This window comes from Serratia sp. MYb239 (genome assembly GCF_002966855.1).
Lineage (GTDB): Bacteria > Pseudomonadota > Gammaproteobacteria > Enterobacterales > Enterobacteriaceae > Serratia_B > Serratia_B rhizosphaerae.
In genome coordinates this window covers 204,205-221,506 of record NZ_CP023268.1, presented here as the reverse complement: position 1 = coordinate 221,506, position 17,302 = coordinate 204,205, and the positions used below count along the sequence as shown (strand labels likewise).

17 protein-coding genes are annotated in these 17,302 nt (G+C 59.8%); 10 read left to right on the top strand and 7 right to left on the bottom strand.

Translation table 11 applies throughout. The features are described 5' to 3' along the window. Positions 1 to 96 precede the first annotated feature (96 nt). Together rsmD and CLM71_RS01010 are read left to right on the top strand one after the other, a co-directional pair. Positions 97 to 720 (top strand): 16S rRNA (guanine(966)-N(2))-methyltransferase, encoded by a 624-nt coding sequence (gene rsmD / locus CLM71_RS01015; RefSeq protein ID WP_105229371.1) that lies wholly within the window; start codon positions 97 to 99, stop codon positions 718 to 720. Beyond that, the gene (locus CLM71_RS01010) at positions 710 to 982 is read left to right on the top strand and encodes a DUF1145 family protein (protein WP_105229370.1); all 273 of its coding nucleotides are present in this window, start codon (positions 710 to 712) and stop codon (positions 980 to 982) included. The genes rsmD and CLM71_RS01010 overlap by 11 nt, the downstream gene beginning before the upstream one ends. Positions 983 to 992: 10 nt before the next feature. On the opposite strand, the gene CLM71_RS01005 is transcribed toward CLM71_RS01010, so the two are convergent. Then, positions 993 to 1,349, bottom strand: coding sequence for a DUF2500 domain-containing protein (locus tag CLM71_RS01005; protein WP_105229369.1), 357 nt, complete (start codon positions 1,347 to 1,349; stop codon positions 993 to 995). Between the two features lie 197 nt (positions 1,350 to 1,546). Here CLM71_RS01005 and CLM71_RS01000 point away from each other — a divergent pair, with 197 nt between their 5' ends. Then, complete coding sequence (locus CLM71_RS01000) at positions 1,547 to 2,173, top strand: lysoplasmalogenase (protein WP_105229368.1); 627 nt, start codon at positions 1,547 to 1,549, stop codon at positions 2,171 to 2,173. A gap of 31 nt (positions 2,174 to 2,204) precedes the next feature. Here the strand turns inward: CLM71_RS01000 and CLM71_RS00995 are convergent, their stop codons facing one another. Both CLM71_RS00995 and CLM71_RS00990 read right to left on the bottom strand, forming a co-directional pair. Then, on the bottom strand, positions 2,205 to 2,519 hold the full coding sequence (locus tag CLM71_RS00995; RefSeq protein ID WP_232251578.1) for an AprI/Inh family metalloprotease inhibitor: 315 nt from the start codon (positions 2,517 to 2,519) through the stop codon (positions 2,205 to 2,207). 158 nt (positions 2,520 to 2,677) lie between these two features. Then, positions 2,678 to 4,120, bottom strand: coding sequence for a serralysin family metalloprotease (locus CLM71_RS00990; protein WP_105233183.1), 1,443 nt, complete (start codon positions 4,118 to 4,120; stop codon positions 2,678 to 2,680). 668 nt (positions 4,121 to 4,788) lie between these two features. On the opposite strand from CLM71_RS00990, the gene CLM71_RS00985 reads away from it, so the two are divergent. From CLM71_RS00985 to CLM71_RS00970, 4 genes are all read left to right on the top strand, one after another. Further along, positions 4,789 to 7,104, top strand: coding sequence for a zinc/cadmium/mercury/lead-transporting ATPase (locus tag CLM71_RS00985; protein WP_105229366.1), 2,316 nt, complete (start codon positions 4,789 to 4,791; stop codon positions 7,102 to 7,104). A 143-nt stretch (positions 7,105 to 7,247) separates the two neighbouring features. Next, a complete protein-coding gene (locus CLM71_RS00980; RefSeq protein WP_105233182.1) occupies positions 7,248 to 8,336 on the top strand; it encodes a hypothetical protein in 1,089 nt (362 codons plus the stop codon). Then, the gene (locus CLM71_RS00975; RefSeq protein ID WP_105229365.1) at positions 8,336 to 9,460 is read left to right on the top strand and encodes a BamA/TamA family outer membrane protein; all 1,125 of its coding nucleotides are present in this window, start codon (positions 8,336 to 8,338) and stop codon (positions 9,458 to 9,460) included. Before CLM71_RS00980 ends, CLM71_RS00975 begins: the two co-directional genes overlap by 1 nt. A 26-nt stretch (positions 9,461 to 9,486) precedes the next feature. Continuing rightward, on the top strand, positions 9,487 to 10,581 hold the full coding sequence (locus tag CLM71_RS00970; RefSeq protein ID WP_234008606.1) for a DUF4056 domain-containing protein: 1,095 nt from the start codon (positions 9,487 to 9,489) through the stop codon (positions 10,579 to 10,581). Positions 10,582 to 10,598: 17 nt separating this feature from the next. On the opposite strand, the gene tusA is transcribed toward CLM71_RS00970, so the two are convergent. Continuing rightward, positions 10,599 to 10,853 carry a sulfurtransferase TusA gene (gene tusA / locus CLM71_RS00965; RefSeq protein WP_015344163.1) on the bottom strand — a complete coding sequence of 85 codons (255 nt, stop codon included), beginning with the start codon at positions 10,851 to 10,853 and terminating at the stop codon, positions 10,599 to 10,601. A 268-nt stretch (positions 10,854 to 11,121) separates the two neighbouring features. On the opposite strand from tusA, the gene CLM71_RS00960 reads away from it, so the two are divergent. The 3 genes from CLM71_RS00960 to CLM71_RS00950 all read left to right on the top strand — a co-directional run bounded on the left by CLM71_RS00960 (position 11,122) and on the right by CLM71_RS00950 (position 12,978). Continuing rightward, positions 11,122 to 11,787: a 7-cyano-7-deazaguanine/7-aminomethyl-7-deazaguanine transporter gene (locus CLM71_RS00960; protein ID WP_105229363.1), complete on the top strand. Its 666-nt coding sequence runs from the start codon at positions 11,122 to 11,124 to the stop codon at positions 11,785 to 11,787. Between the two features lie 39 nt (positions 11,788 to 11,826). Then, the gene (locus tag CLM71_RS00955) at positions 11,827 to 12,258 is read left to right on the top strand and encodes a GNAT family N-acetyltransferase (RefSeq protein ID WP_105233181.1); all 432 of its coding nucleotides are present in this window, start codon (positions 11,827 to 11,829) and stop codon (positions 12,256 to 12,258) included. 156 nt (positions 12,259 to 12,414) lie between these two features. Then, complete coding sequence (locus CLM71_RS00950; protein WP_105233180.1) at positions 12,415 to 12,978, top strand: DcrB family lipoprotein; 564 nt, start codon at positions 12,415 to 12,417, stop codon at positions 12,976 to 12,978. A 41-nt stretch (positions 12,979 to 13,019) separates the two neighbouring features. On the opposite strand, the gene glpC is transcribed toward CLM71_RS00950, so the two are convergent. From glpC to glpA, 3 genes are read right to left on the bottom strand one after another with little or no spacing between them, the layout of a single operon-like run. Beyond that, positions 13,020 to 14,219, bottom strand: a complete 1,200-nt coding sequence (gene glpC / locus CLM71_RS00945) for an anaerobic glycerol-3-phosphate dehydrogenase subunit GlpC (RefSeq protein WP_105229362.1) — start codon at positions 14,217 to 14,219, stop codon at positions 13,020 to 13,022. Further along, positions 14,216 to 15,487 carry a glycerol-3-phosphate dehydrogenase subunit GlpB gene (glpB, locus tag CLM71_RS00940; protein WP_105229361.1) on the bottom strand — a complete coding sequence of 424 codons (1,272 nt, stop codon included), beginning with the start codon at positions 15,485 to 15,487 and terminating at the stop codon, positions 14,216 to 14,218. The genes glpC and glpB overlap by 4 nt, the downstream gene beginning before the upstream one ends. Further along, the gene (gene glpA / locus CLM71_RS00935; RefSeq protein WP_105229360.1) at positions 15,477 to 17,126 is read right to left on the bottom strand and encodes an anaerobic glycerol-3-phosphate dehydrogenase subunit A; all 1,650 of its coding nucleotides are present in this window, start codon (positions 17,124 to 17,126) and stop codon (positions 15,477 to 15,479) included. Before glpA ends, glpB begins: the two co-directional genes overlap by 11 nt. Positions 17,127 to 17,302 lie beyond the last annotated feature (176 nt).

The window sequence follows — 17,302 nt, the reverse complement described above, 5'->3', positions numbered from 1 at the left end:
CGCAAATTGCCAGACAGCGCGCTATTTCCCCGGGACGCTCTCCCCGTTAGAATAGCGTTAACTTTTCTCGATCTGCGAAATACATTAAGACTTTTTATGGCAAGACTATCGTCACGGCCCGCGCCCCGCAAAGCGCAGGCGGCCGCGGCCGGACAAATCCGCATTATCGGCGGCCAGTGGCGCGGACGTAAATTACCGGTGCCGAACAGCGCCGGGCTGCGGCCTACCACCGATCGGGTGCGTGAGACGCTGTTTAACTGGCTGGCGCCGGTGATTCAGGGCGCGCGCTGTCTGGACTGTTTTGCCGGCAGCGGCGCGCTGGGGCTGGAAGCGCTGTCACGCTATGCCGGCAGCGCCACGCTGCTGGAGTTCGAACGCCCGGTTGCCCAGCAGCTGGAAAAAAATCTGGCGCTGCTTAACGGCAACGGCCAGGTGATCAATACCAATGCGCTGAGCTGGCTGGCCAACGCCGGCGCAGCCTATGACGTCGTATTCCTCGATCCGCCGTTCCGCAAGGGGCTGCTGGCGCAAACCGTCAACCTGCTGGAGCAGCAAGGCTGGCTGGCCGATGAGGCCTGGGTATACGTGGAGGCCGAGGCCGAAAGCGCCGCGGCCGACGTGCCGGCCAACTGGGCGCTGCACCGTGAAAAGGTCGCCGGACAGGTGGCCTATCGTCTTTATATTCGTTCCGCCAAAGAGAAAACTGAAAATGCTGATTAATCTGGGTCGCCTGCTGATGTTATGCGTATGGGGCTTCCTGCTGACCAACCTGATTCACCCGTTCCCCAAGCCGCTGAAGTACTTTATCGACGTGGCGCTGTTCTTTATGGTGATAATGCACGGGTTTCAGGTGATGCTGTTGAAATCCACCCAGCCGAAGGATCAGCCCATCAGCTACTGGCAGGAAGCCAAAATATTTATTTTCGGCGTGTTTGAGCTGCTGGCCTGGCAGAAAAAACAGCCGCCGCTGAAGAAGAAGTAACCTTCCGCATTTACCGCTGCGCGGTAAAAGAGATAAAGCGCGTGCCCTGCATCTTCAGGGTGCCGTGCGCACCGGGCGTTATCGGGTCATACTGCGGCTGCTTCAGCCGCACCACAATATTTTCACCACCGCGCTGCGGCTGAAAGGTCACCTCATAGCGCATCGCTTCATTGACGATATGCTCACGCTGGCGCGAGCGGTTGGTGCTGGCCGCAAAGGCGCGTTTGTCGCTCACCACAACCTGCGTGGCGCGCACCGGCTCGCGGTCGTTCGCCGCCTCCTGCTTACGCTGGCTGAAGTAACGCTGCGTTGCCAGTACGGCAATCAGCGCCACCACGGCGATAAAAATCAGCGGTGGTTTACTCATCTCTTTCCCATTCCCTTCGCCGCTAAAAGCGGGTAAACATAGCACTCAGTGAAAAACCTTACCGCACCGCAACGTGCTTCTCTATAGCCGGACAAATAACATCGCGGTCCTGATTCCAGGTATACACTGAAGAAGTGACGCAGGTGACATTTTTCGCGCCGCCCGATTATGGCGCTGATGACTAATAAGGAAGATATATGAGTTGGCCATTCCTTGCCGTATTCTTTTCCGGTTGGTTATACGTTGACGCCGCCTATCGCGGCCCGAGCTGGCAACGCTGGGTGTTCAAACCCGTCACGCTGCTGCTATTGCTGCTGCTCGCCTGGCAGGCGCCGGTGCTCGGCGCCGCCGGTTATCTGATCGTCTTTGGCCTGCTGGCAACCCTGGCGGGCGATGCCTTGCTGCAGTTGCCCCGCCAGCAGATACTGTACGCCCTCGGCGCATTCTTCCTTGCTCATCTGTTGTATGCCCTCAGCTTCGCCAGCCAGATGACCTTCAGCCTGTTCTGGCCACTGCCGCTGGCGCTGCTGATTATCGGCGTGCTGCTGCTGGCGGCGCTGTGGACGCGGATCGCCGAGCAGCGCTGGGCGGTCGTTGCCTACGTCGGCATGACGCTGCTGATGGTCTGGCTGGCCGGGGAACAATATTTCCTGCGCAGCACCGACTACGGTTTCTCGTTGCTGACCGGCACCTCGTTACTGCTGCTGGCAAGCATTGTCTGGCTGGTGAGCCATTATCGCACCAAGTTTCGCGCCGCCGACGCTATCGTCGCCTTCTGTTATTTTGTCGGCCACTTCCTGATCGTGCGTTCGCTCTATCTGTAAGCTTACGGGTTCGCAGCCGCGAACCCGCCATTCAGTCCAGCGCCTTCAGCGTCAGGCCGTCCTCATCGCCGATGCGGTGGCGATAAATATCGCCGTCACGTGAAAAAAACGCCAGCGTGCTGCCGTCGGCCTGCAGCAGCGCGATACCGTCCGGTGCGGGACGCCAGCCGGCCGCCGGCGCGCTCAGCAGCGTCTGCAGACACTGCTGCGCATCCTGCAGCTGATAACCGTTGGCAGCCGGCTGTTTGTCAGCCCGCAACGCAACCCGGCACTGTGTGTCGCCCTTGGCGACCTGCCACTCACCCGCCAGCGACTGCGCGGAAGGAAGAACCAAACTGCTGGCCATAGCGGCTCCTGTCGTTATGCAATATGTCATCATCGCGGCCACCGCCAGGGTGGCGCGCATCCGTCGTTTGCTCATGGTCTGTTCACCGTAAACGTGGCGGGCGCGGCACAAGGGCCGCACCCGTCCTGCCGGTCAACCGGCAACTGCCTGATTACTGCCTAGACGATAAAATCGGTGGCTACATCCGCCTGCCCAACGATTTTCACCAGGAAATCCGGCGTACTATGCCCGCCGAAGTCCACCGCCAAATCGCTGACATTGTTGGCGGCATCATAAGTCAGCAGAGCCTCACCCGCCGCACCGCTGAACTGGTCGACAAAGTGAATCGCATCACCGCCCTTGTTAAAGTATGACAGATCGATTTTATCGATACCCTTCTGGAAGTCACGGATCCAGTCCGGCGCATCCGGGGTGGAGTCACCGACGGCAGAGAACACAAAGGTGTCATTGCCGGCGCCGCCCCACAGCTCATCGGCACCGCCGCCGCCGAACAACACGTCATTGCCCGCACCGCCTTTCAGCACGTTGTCGGCCTGATTGCCGACCAGCACGTCGTTGCCGGAGCCGCCGATGGCGTTCTCAATGGTCACGCCGGCCGCAATCGACACGTTGCCCTTCAGCCCGCCAACGTCGGAGAATGACGTCTCGTTCAGGTTGATGCGCTGGTCAGCGCTATAGCCGGAGAAGTCAAAGGTATCGTTACCGCCGGCATCCCACACGGAGAAGATCACTTTTTCCGCGTTGCTGCTGGTGCTGAAAAAGTCGCGATCGGTGTTGGAGTTAAAGCCGTATACCGTATCACCGGTACGGGTGCTCATATTGGCGCCGTACAGGTGCTGGATCGCCGAAATGTCATCCAGCAGCGGGCCGGCGGCATAATGGCCGCCGTTGTCGCCGCCGGTGTTGCTTTCGCTCCAGTAGCTCATCAGGCTGAACATGCGGCTGTCTTCCGCATAGCTGGCGTCACGATAGGAAGGGTTGCCCTGGCCGGCATTGTAGTCGCCAGGGTGGCTCAGCCCCAAGGCATGACCGATTTCATGGGTAAAGGTCTGACGGCCGTAATCTTCAGAGGCCGGATGCTGAATATTGGACTGGTTAATGTTGTACCAGCTTTGACCAGAGACGCTGCCGGAGCCCGGCAGCCAGGCGTAGGCCTGGGTGTCATAGTCGGTCTGGCCGTACTGATCCTGGCTGTAGTTGCCGAAGGTAATGTTGGCTTTTTGCGTGCCGGACACCTCGGTAAAAGTGATATTGGCCACATCAGACCAGGACTGCAACGACAGTTTGGCCTGCTGCTGCTGTTCAGCGCTGAACTTGCTTAACCCGCGATCGCCGCCGTCATTGGCGGAATTGAACTGATAGTCGGGAAATGAGAAGGTCAGTTTTACCGGGGTATCAAATACGCCTTTTCCATTCCAGGTTTGGTTAGTGCGGGTAATATATAACCCGGCCTCTTCAGTAGAAAATGAGTCCTTGCCATTAACTTGAATCCCATTACCGCGTTGGTGATAATGCAGTAAATCATTAACGGCATCATAACCAGTTTTGGTCGCCGCCAGGCTGGATTCATTTACTTCTATCGCTTTTTTCTTCGATTGCATTGGTTCGATTCCACGCATTATTTGATCGTTAACGATCAAATAGATAAACATAACCTTCCCTGTTACTGCGTAAGTACATCCCGCAGATCTCTGGGAAGACGCGTATGCGCCAGTGATGGCTTGAATAGATAAGGAATTAATACATAACAATCAGTAAATAAGATCACCATCCCAAATGGTAATCGTTTCCAAGTATAGGTAGCGATATTGAATGAATCTCAGAATTAAAAACTTTTTAAATGCTTTACGAAAGTGTTTTTATCTAGAAAAACATGAAACAAACACATATGAAACACAAAAATAACGACAAGAAAGAGACAAAGCCCAATAAGAACGCCACGTCGGGCAACGAGTGTTTCATGCTGGCACTTTTCATATTGCCTGAAGTTTTATTTTATTAAATGATAAATTGATCACAAATATTATTTTGAACACAAACTAAATATCCACAACGAACATATTTGACGTGCTAAAAATAAAATATAGAAAGCAAAATAATGACTAAATCAATAATAAAAACCTCTGGATTGAGTTTCATATTATTAGCATGCTAAACAAAGCCGGCCTGATTAATTAATCACTCGTCTATTTTATTCCCCTTGACTCTGGAGTTGGCTCCAAGGTGTAAAGTTTGCCACGATAATGATCGTTAACTGCCTGGGGGCGTTATGCATACTCATAAAGAACATCAGCACCACGAACACAACCACCATGACGGCGGCTGCGGTTGCAACCACAGCCACGCCAAAACCCAACACGGCTGCAGCAGTGAAAAACCGGCTGACGCCGCAGGCCACGCCTGCAGCGACGGCCACCAGCATCAGCACGGCGCAAGCTGCTGCGACAGCGGCGACCCGGATGAGGAAAGCGACAGGTTAGCCGCCGCTCCCCCAGCCGGCAGCCAGCGTTTTAGTTGGAAGGTCAACGGCATGGACTGCCCAAGCTGCGCCAAAAAAATCGAGAATGCCGTCACCGCCGTACCCGGTGTCAGCAACGCACGCGTACTGTTTGCCACCGAGAAATTAGTGGTGGATGCGCAGAGCGATATCAGCCAACGCGTGCAGGAGGCCGTCGCACAGGCCGGCTTTACCCTGCTTGGCATCGGCGGCCAGCCGCAGACGGCGCCGGGCAACGAATCACGTTTTGCACCCTACTATCCTTTGTTGCTGTTGACGGCACTGATGATTCTCAGTTGGGCGCTCGACCGCATCAACCCGCAATGGGGCAGCATCGCCTTTATCGCCACCACGCTGGTCGGGCTGGCGCCGATCGCGCGCAAAGCGCTGCGTTTAATCCGCTCCGGTACGCCGTTCGCCATTGAAACCCTGATGAGCGTCGCCGCCATCGGCGCGCTGTTTATCGGCGCTACCGCCGAAGCCGCCATGGTACTGCTGCTGTTTATGGTCGGCGAACTGCTGGAATCCTATGCCGCCAACCGGGCGCGACGCGGCGTCACCGCGCTGATGGCGCTGGTGCCGGAAGAGGCGGTGCTGCTGAGCGGCAGCCAGCGCCGGCGCGTACCGGTCAGCAGCCTGCGGCCGGGCGATGTGATTGAAATCGCCCCCGGCGCCCGGCTGCCGGCCGATGCCGAGCTGATCGACCCGTTCGCCAGCTTTGACGAAAGTGCACTGACCGGCGAGTCCGTACCGGTGGAACGCCAGCAGGGAGAAAAAGTGGTGGCGGGCAGCCTGTCGGTCGATCAGTCGGTGCAGATGAAAGTGGTCTCCGAGCCGGGCAAGAATGCCATCGACCGCATCCTGCAGCTGATTGAAGAGGCGGAAGAACGCCGCGCGCCGATTGAGCGCTTCCTTGACCGCTTCAGCCGCTACTACACGCCGGCAATCATGCTGCTGTCGCTGGCCGTCATTCTGTTGCCGCCGCTGCTGTTTTCCCAGCCATGGGAGACCTGGATTTATCGCGGCCTGACGCTGTTACTGATCGGTTGCCCGTGCGCGCTGGTGATTTCAACGCCGGCGGCCATCACCTCCGGCCTGGCGGCGGCCACCCGCCGCGGCTCATTGATTAAAGGCGGCGCCGCCCTGGAACAATTGGGACAGGTGCAAACCATCGCGTTTGATAAAACCGGCACCCTGACCGAAGGTAAACCGACAGTCACCGACGTGCTGCCGATCGGCGCGCTGAGCGAACAGCAACTGCTGACGCTGGCGGCTGCGGTCGAAGCCGGTTCACATCACCCGTTGGCGCAGGCGATCGTTCGCCGGGCCGAACAATATGGCACACCGCTGCCGCTGACCGACAGCCGTCGCGCGCTGGCCGGCGTGGGCATCGAGGGGCAGCTTGACGGCAAAACGGTGCGCATCAGCGCGCCGGCCAAACTGGCGCCGGGGCTGCTGGACATTACCTGGCAAACGCGTCTGGAACAGTTGGAAAGCGAAGGGAAAACCGTGGTAGTGGCGCTGGAGGATAATCAGCCCGTCGGCCTGTTGGCCCTGCGCGATACGCTGCGTAGCGACGCGCGACAGGCGATCGCCGAGCTCAGCCAAATGGGCATCAGCGGCGTCATGCTGACCGGCGACAACCCGCGCGCGGCGGCCGCCATCGCCCGTGAGCTGGGTATCGACTACCGCGCCGGGCTACTGCCGGAAGATAAGGTCACGGCGGTGACGGAACTGAGCCGGCAACGGCCGACGGCGATGCTCGGCGACGGCATCAACGATGCGCCGGCCATGAAAGCCGCCAGCATCGGTATTGCCATGGGCAGCGGCACCGACGTCGCACTGGAGACCGCCGATGCGGCGCTGACGCACAACCGCCTGCTGGGCATCGCCGAGATGGTGCGCATCTCACGCGCCACCCACGCCAATATCCGGCAAAACATCACCATTGCGCTGGGGTTGAAGGCAATCTTCCTGGTCACCAGCCTGTTGGGCTTCACCGGGCTGTGGCTGGCGGTGCTGGCCGACTCCGGCGCCACCGCGCTGGTGACGCTGAATGCGATCCGGCTGTTAAAAATCCGTCAGTGATCTTATTGTGCTCCGCGCCACGCGCGGAGCACAATAGGCGCATTTAATGTACGCCTACACGCCCTTAGTTATTATATCCTTACGCTCTTACCATAAGAATACTCTGCTTTTTTAAACGTATTCACATGCAAAGAGCCTGAATGATGAAACCCTTTAACTATAAAAACGTTATTTTCGTTCCCGTTGCTTTGTTTTCAGCGGTAACATTTGCGCAACAACCCACTTCTGAAGACACCGAACGGCTGATTGACAACGCCCAGCGCCCCGCTTTTTCCCAAGGCGCATTGCCGGCGGCCAGCCAGCAGGACGTCACACCGCCAACCCAGCCGGTCACACCGCAATTGCAATCACAGTCGCAACATCACATGCTGCCTTTCTGGGGCGATGAAGCGCGCGCCCGCGGTTACGACCTGCCGGAAACCTTCGGTATCGGCATTAACCATATGAATATGCGGCAGAATATTGAGGTCAGCAGTATCGCCTTCTCCGGGTTGGGTTGGGACACCTTCCAGATGCCGGGCGACCTGTTTAATATCAAAGCCGAAAACAGCCGCGAGAAAAGTAAAACCGAAACGATGCGTCTCGACGCCTGGGTGTTACCGTTCCTGAACGTCTACGGCATCGTCGGCCATACCCGTGGCAGCTCCCACTCGATCGTCTCCGTCGATGCCGATCCCAGCCAGTACACCAATCTGATGGACAGGATCATCGCCTCAGCAGTGCACCAAATGAACAAAAGCGGTCAGCTGAAAGATCTGGATTTCAATCTGGATTTTAAAGGCACTACCTACGGCGCCGGCTTTACGCTGGCCGGCGGTTACGAAAACTGGTTCGCGACGCTGGACACCAACTACACCCGTACCGACTTCAACATTCTCGACGGGCAAATTTCGGCGCTCACCGTGACGCCGCGCGTCGGCTACCGTTTCCAGATGCCGGGCATCAGCGGCACCAGCCACCTGAATCTGTGGGTCGGCAGCATGTATCAGGACGTGCAGCAAGAGTTTAAAGGCAGCCTGGGGGATCTAAATATGCCGGCCGCTCTGCAGCCGCTGATCGCTATCGCCAACCAGCGCGGTGAAGGGCGCTTCCGGGTCAAGCAACACCTGCAGTCACCGTGGAACGTGCTGGTCGGCGCGCAATATGAGATCACCCGGAACTTCAACGTGATGACGGAAATCGGCTTTAGCGAGCGCAACAGTGCGATGGTTTCCGCTGAATACCGCTTCTGATGTTACGCTGGCTTCCCCTTCTGCTGTTGACGGTGCAAACGGCGGCCTGCGCCGTGCTGCCCAGCCGGCAGCAGATTGACGACCTGCTGCGCCCGCTGGGCGCAGACAACCATTTTGACCACCGTAAGACCATCGACTGGGGCGTACTACCGGGGCCGTTCTATACTCCGGAACTGGGTCTGGGCATTGGCACCGCCGTGGTCGGCATGTATCGCCCGGACAGCAGCGACAGCGTCAGCCAAAACTCTACGCTGGCGCTCAAGGGCTTTTTCAGTTCGACCGGCGCGTTCGGCATGGGCTTTGAAAACTACAGCTTCTTTGCCAACGACCAGTGGCGTTTTTTCACCACCGGCAGCATGAAAAATATGCCCACCTATTACTGGGGCACCGGCTATCAGGCCGGCCGGCATGATAGCAACAAGGAGAAATATACCCAGCAGTCGCTGCAAGTCGCGCCTGTCGTGATGTACCGCATTGCCGATGCTACCTACCTGGGACTCGGCTGGGATTTCTCCTCAACCCACGCCGACGATCCGGACAACGGCGACCACAGCCTGTTTCTGTCGGAAGCGGCCGGGCCGTCTTCGATCAGTTCCGGCGTCAGCGCGCATTTCAGTTACGATACGCGGGACTTTGTCGCCAACGCCAGCCGTGGACAGTACTTCAACCTGACCTACACCCATTTCGCCCCTGAACTAGGCAGCGACAGCCGGTTCGAAACGCTGGAATCGCAGTACAATCTGTACCATAGTCTGAGCGCCAAAAGCGTACTGGCACTCGATCTCTACGGCCGTTTTGCCAGCGGCGAAGTGCCATGGGATCGCCTGTCGGAGCTGGGCAACGATAACCGTATGCGTGGTTACTATCAGGGACGCTACCGCGATCGCAACGCCTTCAGCGGGCAGATCGAATACCGCCGCAAGCTCAACTGGCGGCACGGCTATGTGCTGTGGGCCGGCACCGGCACCATGAGCCGCGACGCCGGCGAGCTGGGACGGGACTGGCTGCCGACCGTCGGTGCCGGCTACCGTTTTGAGTTTAAACCTCGGATGAACGTACGCCTCGACTTCGGCGTCGGGCGTCAGAGCAGCGGGTTCTATTTTCAGGTAGGAGAAGCTTTTTAATGCGTTATAGTGCGCTGATATTCATCATGTTTCTGAATACGGCACAGGCCGTCGCGGCGACGGAAACCACTATCACAGCGCAGCCGACCCGCGCCACGCGCATCGCCTGGCCGGTAACGCCCCCGCTGTCCGCGCCGGACGGGTTGCGGCCATGCTGCGCCTTCGGCTTCGATCTCAAGGTTCAGGCGCTGGGCATTCCGGTGCCCTTTTATCAGTTGGGTAACGTGGTGGACGCCAATCAGCTTGGCCATCACCGCTATAACGACAGCGCCTTCGGCGCCGTCAGCAATGTGCTGGGGCTGAGCAGCGAGCGGGACGGTCTGCTGTACACCCGCCGCGGCGGGTTTATCGATATCGCCCACGTACGCGACACCGCCGACAACACCCTGTACCTCTTCAGCCAGATCCTGCCACGGCTCGGCCAACGCTGGCAGCTCTCCCTGGGGGAGGAGCTGGCGCAGCGGCGGATTCAGCTCAACGCCTTTACGCCGCCGACAGACGCGGCACAGCGCTATACGCTGGCGGCCTATCTGGCAGGGAAACTGGCGTACCAGCTGGCCGCCTGGCATGAAATCGCCCAGTGGTACGGTTACCAGTCCGTACCCGGTTTTTCCGAGGAGATCTCCGCCTTTTCGCCGGAAGATCTCTATTCCAACCTGCTGGGCGCGCGGCTGGCGATCGATGCAATTTTACAGGGCGGCGCGGTTTCGGTCGGCAGCTATAACCGGGCGATGGAAAGCCTGCTGCCTGCGGCGCTTAATCAGCTTGGCGCGGTATCCGCCACGCAGACCCGGCGGCAGCTGGCCGCTATCGACGGCGACTGGTGGGACAGCCACCGGCGGGTGCCGGAAAAATTTTTGGTGTTGAAACGCAACTATGACACCGGCGACAACCGTCTGCCGACGCCGGTGCCGTTCGAACGCACCGCGCCGCAGCGCCTGATGCTGCCGCAGCAGCGCTACGGCATTCCGTTGGATGATATCGGAGAGTTACAACTCTGGCCGGGCAGTTCCCCGCGTCATCTGCCGCCGCCGTCGCCCTACTATACGGCGAAAGACTTCAGCGCCCTGGCGCTGCACGCCCGGGCCGAAGACGCCCGGCAGATACTGGAAAAGCGCTGACGGGCGGCACGCCGGCCTCAGGCAGCAGCGGTGCCCTTACGCAGCAAATAGCGGTAAGGGGTCTGCTCAGTCTCCTGCGCCACCAGCGTATGCTCCATAAAACGGCAGAAGCCGGGGATATCGCGGGTGGTGGCCGGATCGTCGGCAATGATCAGCAGCGTTTGGCCATTGTCCATATGGCGTACGGTTTTACGCACCATCATGACCGGTTCTGGACAGCGCAGGCCAAGCGCATCGAGCGTTTGGTCTGCCTGGGAAAAGATGTCACTCATGTTATTAATCTCGATCAACTACGATCGGCGAACGCTCGCCGGATCTCATAACGGCATAGTTTACGCCGGTGGTTTTTCTGTGCAACATGCGTTAACGTTTGCGTGTATTTTAACCGCACCGTTGATTGCATTGGTTGCGCAAACGCGTATCATGCGCCGCGCGGCTGACAAAAAAAGCGGCCGTACAATTTATTGATCGCCCCGCACACTGCAGGGTGAACATCGTCGGTATGGGTTCCCTCACCCCATTCATTCAAAAAGGTCATTTATGTACGCTTTTACTCCGCAACAGCGCACCGGCGCGTTGCTTTGGCTGTCGCTGTTCCACATCCTCATCATTACCTCCAGCAACTATCTGGTGCAGCTGCCGATTACCATTTTCGGCTTCCACACCACCTGGGGCGCTTTTACCTTTCCGTTTATTTTTCTCGCTACCGATCTGACCGTGCGCATTTTCGGCGCGCCGCTGGCCAGAAAGATCATTCTGGCGGTGATGGTGCCGGCGTTGTTTATCTCTTACGTGATTTCCACCGTGACGTTTCAGGGCGAATGGCAGGGGCTGGCGGCGCTGGGTCAGTTCAACCTGTTTGTTGCACGCATCGCAGTCGCCAGCTTTATGGCCTATGTGCTCGGCCAGATCCTCGATGTGCACGTGTTTAACCGCCTGCGCCAGCGCAGCGCTTGGTGGGTCGCGCCCGCCGCCGCGATGTTCCTCGGCAATATCAGCGATACGCTGTCGTTCTTCTTTATCGCCTTCTACCAGAGCAGCGATCCGTTTATGGCCGCCCACTGGGTGGAAATCGCCCTGGTGGATTACAGTTTCAAGGTGATGATCTGCCTGCTGTTTTTCCTGCCGATGTACGGCGTGCTGCTGAACATGCTGCTGAAATATCTCGCCAGCCGTCATCAGAACGGCGCGCTGCAGACCAGTTAAGCTATGATGGCGGTCTGCGCAATGACGGAGGCCGCCAAGATGTTAACCACCCGCCCTGCCACGCTGGCACAAATCCAGCAGATCTATCAGCACATCCCCGAGTTTGCCGCCGCACACAGCCTGCAGGATCTGCAGCTGCGCATCGGCGACGCCGCGCATTACGCGCTGATTGCCGAGCTGGACGGTCAGCCGGCCGGTTTCAAGCTGGGTTATCAAACCAGTGACGATACCTTCTACAGCTGGCTGGGCGGCGTGCTGCCCGCCTTCCGCCGCTGCGGCGTCGCCGGACGGCTGCTGGAAGAGCAGGAGCGCTGGGCGCGCATGCAGGGCTTTACCCGGCTGACGGTGAAAACGCGCAATCAATTCCGCGCGATGCTGACGCTGCTGGTCAGCCGCCACTATCAGATTATTGCGCTGGAAAAGAAGGGCGAAGTAGCTGATTATCGGCTATTACTGGAAAAAATTTTATGACAACATCCTTCTTGCATTTCGCTGCTCAATAGGTTGCGATCGAGCAAAGAGACACGCGATCCGTCATACTTCAGGTAACAGGAACCATAGCGTTATGCGCTGCCCTGCATTTGCATGATTCAGGGTATAACCCGTGAAGAAAAGGAAGAAAGCCCAATGCGTAAAGTAGCAAAATTAATGGGTATCAGCCTGCTGGTACTTGGCCTGGCAGCCTGCGACGGCGACACCAAAGACGCGCAGGCGCCGGCCGGCGACGCCGCCAGCAGCAGTGCGGCCGCACAACAGGTGAGTTTGCTGGACGGTAAACTGGCGTTTACCCTGCCGACCGGCATGTCCGACCAAAGCGGCAAGCTGGGCAATCAGGCCAACAATATGCACGTGTATGCCGACAGCACCGGCCAGCGCGCGGTGATCGTCATTCTGGGCGATAAGACCGCCGAGAGCCTGGAAACGCTGGCGCAGCGTCTGGAAACCACGCAGCGCGCACGCGACGCCAACCTGCAGGTAGTGACCAATAAGGCCATCGAGGTCGACGGCGTTCCGCTGCGCCAGCTGGACAGCATCCTCAGCAGCGGCGGCGAGAAAGCCTACTCATCTATCCTGATCGGCACGCTGGACAACCACCTGCTGACCATTCAGGTGACGCTGCCGGCGGATAATCAGCAGCAGGCGCAGACCGACGCCTCCGCGATTATCAACACGCTGAAGCTCAAGCAGTAATCCTCCGCGGGCCGGCGCAGCCGGCCCCGTTCTCCCCCGCGTTAGGCCAGCGCCTGCGCCAGCAGCGTGATCGGATGTTCGCAGCGCTTGCTGGTCGACATTTCAATCTGCCATTTGCAGGTTTCACAATCGGTAATCACCAAATCGACGCCGCTCCGCTCAATCTGCTGAAACAGCGATGCGCCGATACCCTGCGAGGTGGCGTAATTCTCCGATTTAAAACCGTACGTGCCGGCAATGCCGCAGCACTGCGAATCCAGCACCACCAGCTCCAGCCCGGGGATCTGCCGCAGCAGTTCCAGGGTGTAGGCCGTCCAGCCCATTTTCTCCATATGGCACGGCGTATGGTAGGCCACGCGCAGCGGCGTATGGCGCAGCGGCAGCGTCCGCCCTTCGCTCAGCAAACGATAGAGGTAACGCGTCGCCAGCTCCACGCGGTCACGCACCGCCGTGGTGTCCACGCCTAACAGGTGCGGATACTCATTGCGCAGGGTAAAGGTGCAGCTCGACGAGGTCGCCACCACCGGCATGCCCTGCTCCAGCACCGTCTGGCGCAGGGATTCGGCGTTCACCGTCGCCTGTTTTTTCGCCTGTTCGATAAAACCGTTGGCGATCAGCGGCACGCCGCAGCACTTTTCCCGCTGCAGCAGCTGAACGCCGATCCCCATGGCGTTAAACACGCGGATCAGATCCTTGCCCAGCTGCGGATGGTTGTAGTTAACAAAGCAGCCGTGGAAAAACGCCACCTGCTCGGCATAGCTCCGCTGCTGCTGCGCCTGCTGACGATACCAGCGGCGGAAGGTGCCGAACGAGTACTTCGGCAGCGTGCGGCGATGGTCAATTTTCAGCGCCTTATCCAGCAGTTTGCGCACCGGTTTCAGACCGGTGGCGGCATTGACGATCGGCGCGAACGGCGTCGACAGCGAACCCATGATGTCGGTATGGCTGAGGATGGCGTCGCGCAGGCTCGGTTTGCTCTGGCTCAGATCGGCACGCGCCCGCTGAATAATATCGCCGATTTTGACCTCCGACGGACAGGCCACTTCGCAGCGTTTGCAGTTGGTGCAGTACTTCAGCGCTTCGTCATACAGCGCCGGATCTTTCAGCCGCAGACGCTCGCCGTCCGGTCCCGCCTGCTTCGGCCCCGGATAGAGCGGATTCACCTTGGCCACCGGGCAATAGGTGGTGCAGACGGTGCATTTGATGCAGCTTTCAAAGCTGTTATCGCTCGTCAGGCTCATGCGTCCCCTCCCTGTTCAACAATATGTCGGGCGACATGCAGCGCCCCCAACAGCGACACGCCGGCACCGCATCCCTGCTGCAGCGGATCGTAGCCGCCGGTCACCGCGCCGATGGCGTACAGGTTATCCAGCGCCTGCCCCTGCCTGACGGCTCGCAGTTGCGCGTCGGTGCGCACGCCGAACTGCAGATAGGGTTGCGGCGCGAACAGGTCGCGCTGACACCAGTCGGCGCGCTCGGCGCGGTCGTAAACATCCAGCCCGAAGACCGGCTCGCGGATGCCGTTGATATCCGAACTCAGGCCGTTACTGAAGAAACTGCCGCCGGCCAACACCAGCTGCGGCGCCCGCAGCGGAATATCGCCGTGGTTACGGGTATACAGCGCCGTCACCCGCCCGCCGTCAAACTCGGCGCGCAGCGCGCGATCGCCGGGCATCAGCACGCCGCCCAGCTGCACCAGACGCTGACGCAGCGCCTGGTGCAGGCGCATACCCAACACCGAAGGCGGCAGAGTCGGCAACAGCATTACCGGCTTGCCCAGCCGCTGTTGCAGCGCCTGCAGCGCACGGTCATCCTCCAGTCCCAGGCAGACCGGCAGGAATACGGCCTCCGCCTCGTCCGCCAGCCGCCGGATTTCCTCCGCCAGCGCGGCATGTTGTTCCGGCATATCCAGCACCCGGGCGATATTGACCGCGCGGAATTCGCTGGGGTTATTGCGCAGACGGTCGAGCGCTGGCAGATGCAGATAGCCGACACGAACGTCAACGCCCTGCTGGCGCTGCAGCGAGCTGGCCGCCAACTGCGGCTGGAAATCCAGAAAGCCTTCGATGCCCAGCAGCGCGATGCTGCGCCACGGCAGCGGCGCGTCCAGCGGCGTGGTCGGCACCGCCTGCGGACTGAGCCAGGTCGCCCGCCGCGTGCCCAGCGGCGTAACGCGCAGATGGTTCATCCGGCTGTCGCCCTGCATCGCCAGGCCGCAGCGCTGCAGCAGCTGCTGCGCCTCGTTCGCCAGCGCGGCCACCTGCGACGCGCCTATCAGGCTGTAAGGGTGCTGCGGCGCCTGCTGCGCCAACGCAGGCAGCGCGTCGAGCGGCGCCGCCACCGGCGTGCCGTCCGGCAACTGCGCCAGCAGATCCAGCGAACCGGAGGCAAAATAGAGCGCGCTCTGCCCGTTGCTCACCACCGCGCAGCGCCGGCCCTGCTCGCTCAGACGCAACGCGCAGCTCAAGCCCGCCAGTCCGCCGCCGATCACCACGACATCAAATTGCATCATCCGCCTCCTGTTTGCCGTCGCCGCACGCATCCAGCCCGCACAGTCCCTGATAGACCCAACTGGTGAACTCGCTTTCGCGCAGCGCATCGCCCCAGGCGATCGGCCGCACGCCTTTCCAACGTTCGTTCAGAAAATGGGAGAGCTGGGTGATGGACTGCTGCGGCGTGCTGACGTTAAAACGGGAAAGCAGGCCGGCGGCGCGACAGGCGCACAGCTCGCCCTGACAGGTGCCCATTCCCACGCGGGTGCGGCGGCGTAAATCCACCAGATTATTGACCGTCAGCGACTCTACCGCGTAGCGCACTTCGCCGGCGGTCACCGCTTCGCATTCGCACACCAGGCTGGTATCGAGGCGATTCTCGGCCGGCACCAATCCGGCGCGGTCGCCGTGGCGATACACCGCCGAACCGCGAATGCTGGCCGGCAGCGACACCACGCGGCGCACGGTTTCTTCCGCCGACTGACGCGAGCCGGGCAGCGCCTGTTCCGCGGTGGTGCAGCGGGCGTTGACGGCGAGTTTTTCGCACACCAGGTCGGTGGCCCACTCCGCCATCAGCCGGTAGGTCATCAGCTTGCCGCCGGTGATGGTGATAAAGCCTTCCAGGCCGTCGCGCTGCGCATGGTCGAGCAGCACAATGCCGCGGCTGACGTTACGCCCGGACGGATCGTCATCGCTGGCCACCAGCGGCCGCACGCCGGCATAGGCGCGCAGAATACGGGTCTGCGCCATCGCGGGCGCCAGCAGCGCCCCTTCACGCATCAGCGTATCCACTTCCTGCGGCGTCACCAGCATGTTGTCGATCTGATCGTAATCAATGTGCGTCGAAGTGGTGCCGATCAGCGAGATGGTGTCGCCCGGCACCAGAATGTCGGCGTCCGCCGGTTTACGGCAGCGGTTGATCACCATGTTGTTAATGCGATGGCCGAGGATCAGCAGCGCCCCCTTCGCCGGGAACATGCGCACGCGCAGATCGGCGTATTCGGCAATTTGCTGGCCCCAGATGCCGGCGGCGTTGACCACCACCTCGGCATGAATTTCATACTGACGCCGCTGCTGATGGTCGTAAACGCGCACGCCGCGCACGCGATCGCCCACGCGCAACAGCCCCACCACCTGATGGTAGGTCAGGATCTGCGCGCCCTGTTCGCGCGCGTCCAGCATATTGGCAGCGGTCAGCCGGAAAGGGTCGACCGTGCCGTCCGGCACCCGCACGGCGCCGATCAGCGCCGGGTTGGCCGCCGGCTCCAGGCGCAGCGCCTGCTGCGGATCAATCGCCTGTGCGTCAATGCCGGCCTGCTGACAGGCCTGGATAAACTGTTGCTGATACGCCAGCGAATCCTGCGGCAGCGTGATGAACAGGCCATCGGTGCGCTCGATGCAGTGATGCGCAATACGTTTCAGAATGCGGTTTTCTTCAATGCACTCGCGGGCGGATTCGCCGTCGGTCACCGCATAACGCGCGCCGCTGTGCAGCAGGCCGTGGTTGCGCCCGGTGGCGCCGGTGGCGATATCGTGACGCTCCAGCAGCAGGCAGCGTAAGCCGCGGCGCGCGCAGTCGCGGGCAATGCCGGCGCCGGTCGCGCCGCCGCCTATAATGATGACATCCGTTTCAGTTACCGGTGAAGCGTGGCTCATTTCCACCCCCAATGACGCTGATTATGGGGCTATTGATCCATAGTTAGTGTGGAATTTGTTTGATAAGGAACAATAACGAACATAAAACGAAAGAGAAATGTCTATAAAAATCCACTTATGTGATCGTCATCACGACTTTTTTGGCTTTGTCTATTTCATAACGTTAACGAATCGCT